The organism is Pseudogracilibacillus auburnensis, from assembly GCF_003201975.1.
Classification (GTDB): domain Bacteria; phylum Bacillota; class Bacilli; order Bacillales; family Amphibacillaceae; genus Pseudogracilibacillus; species Pseudogracilibacillus auburnensis.
On record NZ_QJJQ01000008.1, the window covers coordinates 198,633 to 206,896 of the forward strand.

The 8,264-nt window shown below is 33.5% G+C and carries 7 protein-coding genes; 3 read left to right on the forward strand and 4 right to left on the reverse strand.

Annotation, left to right across the window (positions count from 1 at the left end):
- Positions 1–10: 10 nt before the first annotated feature.
- From DFR56_RS12550 to DFR56_RS12560, 3 genes are read right to left on the reverse strand one after another with little or no spacing between them, the layout of a single operon-like run.
- Positions 11–847: a hypothetical protein gene (locus DFR56_RS12550; protein WP_110395783.1), complete on the reverse strand. Its 837-nt coding sequence runs from the start codon at positions 845–847 to the stop codon at positions 11–13.
- Complete coding sequence (locus tag DFR56_RS12555) at positions 844–1,533, reverse strand: ABC transporter ATP-binding protein (RefSeq protein ID WP_110395784.1); 690 nt, start codon at positions 1,531–1,533, stop codon at positions 844–846. The genes DFR56_RS12550 and DFR56_RS12555 overlap by 4 nt, the downstream gene beginning before the upstream one ends.
- Complete coding sequence (locus tag DFR56_RS12560; protein ID WP_110395785.1) at positions 1,534–1,917, reverse strand: GntR family transcriptional regulator; 384 nt, start codon at positions 1,915–1,917, stop codon at positions 1,534–1,536.
- Between the two features lie 293 nt (positions 1,918–2,210).
- On the opposite strand from DFR56_RS12560, the gene DFR56_RS12565 reads away from it, so the two are divergent.
- On the forward strand, positions 2,211–2,966 hold the full coding sequence (locus DFR56_RS12565; RefSeq protein ID WP_110395786.1) for an exodeoxyribonuclease III: 756 nt from the start codon (positions 2,211–2,213) through the stop codon (positions 2,964–2,966).
- A gap of 582 nt (positions 2,967–3,548) precedes the next feature.
- Here DFR56_RS12565 and DFR56_RS12570 read toward each other — a convergent pair.
- The gene (locus DFR56_RS12570) at positions 3,549–4,871 is read right to left on the reverse strand and encodes a uracil/xanthine transporter (protein WP_110395787.1); all 1,323 of its coding nucleotides are present in this window, start codon (positions 4,869–4,871) and stop codon (positions 3,549–3,551) included.
- A gap of 213 nt (positions 4,872–5,084) precedes the next feature.
- On the opposite strand from DFR56_RS12570, the gene DFR56_RS12575 reads away from it, so the two are divergent.
- Together DFR56_RS12575 and ltaS are read left to right on the forward strand one after the other, a co-directional pair.
- Positions 5,085–5,705, forward strand: coding sequence for a spore coat protein (locus DFR56_RS12575; RefSeq protein WP_242694544.1), 621 nt, complete (start codon positions 5,085–5,087; stop codon positions 5,703–5,705).
- Positions 5,706–6,029: 324 nt separating this feature from the next.
- The gene (gene ltaS / locus DFR56_RS12580) at positions 6,030–8,111 is read left to right on the forward strand and encodes a lipoteichoic acid synthase (protein WP_110395788.1); all 2,082 of its coding nucleotides are present in this window, start codon (positions 6,030–6,032) and stop codon (positions 8,109–8,111) included.
- The last annotated feature ends 153 nt before the right edge of the window (positions 8,112–8,264 follow it).

Sequence of the window (8,264 nt, forward strand, 5' to 3'; positions counted from 1 at the left end):
TTCACCCTCCTTACACTGTTACCTTATTTTTAAGTAAATAACGGCTTACAATTAATGAGACTGTAACACTGATGATCCATATACCTATTTGGACGATAAATAGCTCTTCAGGATATAAATATGCTTTTCCGGTAATCAAGTATTGAATAGAATATGGCGACAAGAAAAGCAAACAAGAAGCAGAGATATAAGCCAGACCTAAAATGATCCCTTTTAATTTAAAGCTTCTTTCCATTAATATTGCTGTAAATATAACGACTACAAATGAAAATCCTAAACCATACGCAATCACAAATTCTGCAAACCCATTAGGAATAATAATCGATAAATATTCAAATGCGTTAGCAATTTCAATAATCGATAAATCTATCCTATACACTTTAGGTACAATCCATTTAATAATATTGTTATGGAGCACAAGTAAAACAATCTGAAATGCAACAAGACCTAAAACAGTAAGCATGATAGTCGTTGCTTTTGTAAAGAAAATGTTCATTCTCGTTGTTGGTAACATTAATAAGCGATAAATAAAGGTATTTTTTGCAAACCAATCGCGATACCAAATGAAAAACACATAAAAAAGTAATGCTGTTACACCGATAGCTATTGGTCCTAAAAACCAAACGGAATATAATGCGTTTGATATACTAAATTTTTCGTATGTTTCAATAAATTCAAGTTGACTCATTCCACCTTGAAGTACAGCATTATTTGCCATCCGCATATATCCTTTTGCTGCTATGATCGTTCCAATAATTTGTAATACAAACACCGTAACTAATAAAACGACATATAATTTCATAAAGCGATTTATTTCAAAGTTTAGTAGTTTGAAGAAATTTTTCATGTTCGAAAAACCTCCCTCATGACGTCAATAATTGACTTTCCTTGTTCTTCGCGCACTTGTTCTGCATTAAATTCCTTTAAAATAATCCCATTATCAAGCAAGACTACTTTATCAATTAAATGCTCAATATCTTTAATTTCATGCGTTGTAATAATAACACCACGATCTTCTATTAAATGGGATGTAAACACATCAGCAATTTGTTCTCTACTAAAAATATCTATCCCAGAAAATGGTTCATCCATTAAAACATAATCTACATCGAGTGCAAGTCCTAATAGTAAATTTACTTTTGCTTTATTCCCCTTTGATAAGTCAGAAATTCGCTCATGTCCTTGAAGTCTAAAAAAAGTAAGTAATTCCTTCGCTCTTTCTTCATTCCAAGATTGATAAAAATCATTCATAAATTCAAATGCATCATGAATACGCATCGTTGGTAACATTGTAATCGTGTCAGGAATAAAAGTAATTTTTTCATAACTTTCCTTATTAATTTTTTTACCATCAATTAATATTTCCCCACTATTTGTTGAGGTTAATCCCATGATAGCATTTAATACAGTCGTTTTTCCTACTCCATTTACCCCAATTAAACAAGTAATTTCTCCTTTAGATGCTGTAAATGAAACACCAGTTAACACTTTTTTTCTACCAAAGGATTTCGTTATATCTTTTACTTCGATCATCTAAATCCCTCCTGACTCTCTTTCCTTTTCATAACTCTCTTTTAATAACGGAATTACTTCTTCAAGCGGTATTTGTAAAGCCTGCACGGAAGTAACGAAGGTATCAATTGCTTCTGTTAAAAGTCCTTCACGTACTTGGCGAATAATTACATCATCTTTCGTCACTTTACTTGGCAAATTTCCCTCCGTATTAATCAACCCTAATTCCTCCATCTCTTTATAGGCTCTTTGAACCGTATTCGGATTAATTTTAAGCGTATTTGCTAATTCTCGCCTTGATGGGATTTCTTTCCCCTTTTCCAATGCACCACTGGCGATTTGTTCTTTGAAATATCGAATCACCTGTACATATACAGGGGCACGACTATCTAATTTTAAACGCATCTCACCAACCCCTAAACTAGGTAATTATTTTGTATTAACAGGTTAATACACATAATTTAAAAAAATCGTCCGCACATCCATTCTCCTGTGTCACAACCTTAATACAGTCTTATTGTATTATAAGATTAATACATACGAAATGTCAATAAGAAGTGAAAAGAAAAGTTACTTTGTAATATACCAATCTATTTAACGCGTAACACTCCTTCTATATATAAAAGCATAATCATGTTAAACTGTAAAAGACCTATAAAGTGACAAAAATTAACTGCTGTATGTAGGAGGATTACTGAATGAAGCTTGTTTCATGGAATGTAAACGGATTACGAGCCTGTGTACGTAAAGGTTTTTTAGAATACTTCTCTCATATAAATGCGGATATTTTTTCGGTACAAGAAATAAAATTACATGCTGGACAACTCGATTTAGATTTAGATGCATATGAAAGTTATTGGAACTATGCAGATAAAAAAGGGTATTCAGGGACAGCTGTGTTTACAAAGAAAACACCATTATCTGTACAATATGGACTAAATGAAGAAAATAATCATTCAGAGGGAAGAATTATTACACTCGAATTTGCTGAGTTTTTCTTAGTAAACATCTATTCACCCAACGCACAACGAGACCTCGCAAGACTTGAAAAACGATTACAATGGGAAGAGGATTTATTTTCTCATATTCATATGCTTGATAGTCGAAAACCAGTCATATTATGCGGGGATCTAAATGTTGCACATCAGCATATCGATATACGAAATGCGAAAGCAAACGAAGGAAATTCTGGATTTACCATCCAAGAACGTACTAAATTGACCCGCTTACTTGAATCTGGCTTTGTGGATACATTACGGTATTTTCACCCCGAAACGGAAGGACTATATACATGGTGGTCTTACATGAAAACCGTTCGCGAACGAAACATTGGCTGGAGAATCGATTATTTTATCGTCTCAGAACGGCTTACTAGCAAATTACAAGCTGCACATATTGATGCAAAAATTATGGGCAGTGATCATTGCCCGATCGGATTAGATATAAATTTATAAAGCTTTGTGTACAGTTATCATTGTTAAGCAAAATCTGACTGAATTAGTGGCGGTGATAAATTGAGGAGATTTTTTACTGGACTGTCCATTATTTGTTTCTTATTTTCATTCTTTATGGGTCTGTATCTTTTCTAAGATTGGAACATTGCTTTTGTTGAATACTTTTATAGCATCAGCATATTTACACCCATTTTTGTAAGTGTTTTAGGCGTTATAAGTGCTTTTTTTAGTGTAAAAGGAACTATGCGGCACACTTTAGTTTCTTTACATTCTTTGATGATCATTTATTTTGGATTTTTTTGTCTTATCGCTATATTCGGATTTCAAGAACCTTAAAATAAACCAGGTGTCTCAATAAATTTTGGGACACCTGGTTTATGTATTAACTTTTTACTTCATAGAGCTAGCTGTACGAGTAATTTTTGGAACATATGCAACTGAATAGGGTTTTATTGCAATTACAGCGTCCTAGGTATTTTTTATTCCTACCATACCATATATGATAAGCTTTGCAATATAAGTAAACAAAATTTTCATATAGACCACTGCCACATTTGCTCAAAGCAGATTTCTCTATTATTCTTAGCTACCTTTATGATCTTTTAATGTCGCACCGACACGATCCCAGTTCATTACATTTTCAAAAAAAAGCGCTAACACGATTCCAACTAAAAGTCCGTTACTCATAAATGGCCGAATAAATGCAGGAATGGATTCAAATGATGATGCCGGCAATGTCATGATAATAACACCAACAAATAATGGAATAGCTGAGCGATACACATTTAACGTATTAAATGAAATGCCTTTAAAAAAGTCCATGGACGAATTAAATAATTGTAAATAAGCAACGAATAATACCGCACTTCCTATACTTAATGGTAGGCTAGAAAAAAATGTCCCGATCGGTTGGATGACTCCCATCATCAAGAACATAAAACTTCCAATAATAAAAGGAATGCGATCATATATATTCGTTTGTTTTAAAAATCCTATCGACGAAACAAATGGTGCATACGGAACTAAACCGAACAATCCTGCACCGACAGTTGCTAAACCAGTAATGGAAAAGGAGGATACATAATCTTTATTTGTTGTTGTTACTTGGAGCATCTCATCTGTCCCTTTTAAGGAACCGAATGTATTAGAAATATTTAATAAACCTGCTAATACAGCAGTTACTACAACGCCAGTATCCCATGTTAAATATCCAAATGGAAATAGTTTCATACTTCCTAAATTTCCTGAACTGTTTCCCTCTACCCCAAACAACACCGTATAGACGATCCATCCTACAATGATTCCTATTAAAAGAGCATAACTTCTAACGCTAGCTGGTGATTTTATACTAATAACGATCACTAATAATGCAATAACAATTGCGAGTCCTGCCACGGGTAAATTAATTGCAATTTGCTCTGCAGCAGAACCGAAAGGAATACCGAGCATCCCTTTTAAAAATATTTGAATTAATGTTAATCCAAGTAAGAACATAAATACACCCATTACCGCTGGGGTAAACAATTTAGCAATAGTGGGCCCGACACCAGTTATACCGATAAGAATGGTGATTATTCCTGAAATGATTACACCCAAGGCCAAACTTCCTCCTAATACCTCAATCGGCATTCCTTGTGCAGAAGTCGTAGCTACAAGTGTTAGAAATATTCCCCACCATAAACCGGACTGACCTTCTAAAATCGGGCGGCGATGACCAACTAAGGCCTGGGCTAAGCAAGCAAGTCCTGTCACGATAAATGATAATTGTAATAGTGGAACAATTTCGGCTTGATTTAATCCAAAAGCCTCCCCGACAGTAATAGGTATGATGACAATATTAGCGAAAATAAAAAAAAACCATTGTAAACCCGCTATCCAATTTTTTGCCTCTTGTAATTCTTTCACGAATACCCACTCATTTCTGTGATGTCCTCTGTGTCTATCGTAACATATTCCTACTTTCATTTTAAATAATTATCTATATTTTTTCGAATAGTCGAAATTCTGTATTGAATTGTCTTTTTTACTGTATCAGTAATTAAAATTATTGTATAAATTCGTATATTTTAACGTAATTGGTTCAAAATAACTGATGAAAATTGTAAAGGAGGAATTATTTTGTTCAATCAAAATAAACAACAAAATCAAGGGATGCAACAGTCAAGTCAAATGCCACCTCAACAGCAATTTGGTGGACATGAGCTTATGGATGCTCACGAAGCAATAGGCGCTTTATCTGGAGGGTTAGAACATTATGTCATTTATGACCAACATATTCAAGATCAACAGCTTTCTACTATGATGCAAAGACAACGGACTTTTTTAACGCAACTATATAACACGATTGTCGATACATTGAAAACTGGTCAAGATCCAGCGGTGAAAACACAAACATACAATATGGAAGAAGATAATAAGTCGATTTATGGAATGAAACCATCAGCACCCAAAACGCCAATTCAATCAATAAATGAAATTACGGATGAATGTATTTCAAGTGCTGTTCTTGGACATTTAAAAGGAATAGCTTCTCACTTTACACTAGCCGCTCTAGAAGCAACAAACCCTGTGTTAAGAAGAGTGTTTGCTGATAGCGTGCCGAATGTAATTGAACTGGCTTTTGAAATGTATCTATACCAAAACAAACACCAATATTACCAAGTTCCACAATTCCAACAACAAGATATGCAAGCGATCATGAACAGTTATGCACCAATACAAGGTAATATGTCACACTAATGCAAATGTATTTCTGTACATTAGAATGCTCATCTTCAGTAATCATGTTTAACATGCAGGCAAAATATTCGCAGTTTCATGAACAAATGCATACTATTTTAGGCATGTTATGAATAACCTACACATATAATGATATTTGAGCAAGATCACCTATTTATTTTTTTAAGTAGGTGATTTTATTTTAATGAGGTATTTATTAGGACTATTTATTCATTTGTATATTTCTGGTGAATTTATTGTTGATTTTTTGTAAATTCTTTAGTATTATATATATTTGTCCAAACCATCCACTAAATTATTTAAAAAATTAGAGGTGAATATAGAATGAAGAATTTTATTTCTTCAAAAATGGGATTCTTTACTATCGCAGCTATCTTTATCTGGCTGAAGTCCTATATTATTTATTTGTATGAATTCAACTTGGACATTCAAAATCTGTTACAACACTTTCTATTATTAATGAATCCAATTAGTTCAACACTCGTTTTTCTCGGAATAGCATTATTTGCTAGAGGACGTAGAGTTGGTGGGTTTATCATAATTATTCAACTATTTATGAGTCTATTATTATATGCAAATGTTGTCTTTTACCGCTTCAATAGTGATTTCATTACATTACCTGTACTTACACAAACGAGTAACTTCGGTAGTTTAGGTAGTAGTATTTTAAGTCTAGTAACTTGGACAGACATTTTTTATTTCCTAGATATAGTTATACTAATCCTTTTGTTTAGAGCAAGTAGACAAGTTTGGTCCAGTAAGCGAATGAGATTTAAACAACCAATACTTATTATGACTGCAGGTGTGCTTGTTTTTTCTATTAATCTAGGTTTAGCAGAAGTCGATCGACCTCAACTACTTAAAAGAACATTTGATCGAAACTACATTGTTAAATATTTGGGTGCATATAATTTTACGATTTATGATGCATTGCAAAATTTGAAAACATCAACTGAACGGGTATTAGCGGACAGTAATGATATTACAGAAGTTCAAAATTATACAGATAATAAATATATAGAGCCAAATGACAAATTATTTGGAGTTGCTGAAGGGAAAAATATTATAAAAATTCACCTTGAATCTTTTCAATCTTTTTTAATTGATTACAAGTTACATGGTGAAGAGGTTACACCTTTTATTAACTCTTTAGTTCATGATCAAACAAATAATTTTACGTATTTTGAAAACTTTTTCCATCAGACAGAACAAGGAAAAACAGCCGATGCAGAGTTAATTATGGATAACTCTTTGTATGGCTTACCGCAAGGTGCTGCATTTGTTACGAAAGGAAAAAATACGTATCAAGCACTACCTGCAGTACTTAAACAAAACCAAGGGTATACGAGTGCTGTATTCCATGGAGATGGGAAATCGTTTTGGAATCGTGATGAAATATACAAAGAGCTCGGTATTGATTATTTCTTTGATGAAGCTTATTATGATATGAGCGAAGATCAAGTTATTGGTTATGGTTTAAAAGATAAACCTTTCTTTAAGGAATCAATGCCTATATTAGAATCAATGGAACAACCTTTTTATGCACATTTTATGACGTTAACACACCATCATCCATATCTAATTGATGAAGAGGATGCTACGATTGCGCCAGCGGAGACAAATGACGGTTCAGTAGATCGTTATTTCCAAACGGCTCGATATTTAGACGAATCCCTTGAGCAGTTTTTTACCGATTTAAAAGAAGCCGGTTTATATGAAGATTCAATTATTATGCTCTATGGAGACCATTATGGTATTTCGGAAAATCATACTCGTGCTTTAAGTGAATTGTTTGGAGAAGAAGTAACTCCGTTTAAGTATGCTGAGTTACAACGTGTTCCGTTTATGATAAAAATTCCTGAAGTAAAAGGTAAAGGTACAATCGACAATTATTCAGGTCAAGTTGATGTGATGCCTACTTTATTACATTTATTAGGAATTAAAGCGCAAGATTATATTCAATTTGGTACAGACTTATTCTCTGAAAAACACAATGGTTTAGTTGCCTTCAGAAATGGGGACTTTTTCACAGAAGATTACGCAATGGTGAAAGGGATTTTCTATGATAATCATACTGGTGAAGAGCTAGAGCCAACAGAAGAATTGGAGAATATCAAGCTTAAGGTAGAACATGAGTTAAGTCTTTCTGATAAAGTATTACAAGGGGATTTATTAAGATTCTACTCACCAACAGAAAAGTGGGAGCCTGTTAACGCAAAAGATTATTTTTATGATGAAAATCAAATAATAGTCAGCTCGTTTTTAAAAAATAAATGGCTTGATGATCCTGAGACAGAAACCAACGATGAAGCGGAAAATGATTACTTGGATCATAGCTCAACGAATGGCTCCATTAATAGTAAAGAAGATAACGTAAGCAAAGAAAATGATACAGATAGAAAATAACCCGCATAGGCGGTAACCTCCCCCTAAAGCTAGAGTAAAAAGTCTCGCTTGGTACCGACCCCCGAAAGTTAGAGTAGAAAATCTAACTTTCGGGGGTGTTTTTATGGCCAAATATAGTGAAGAATTTAAACTAAAGCTTGTCACCGAGTATTT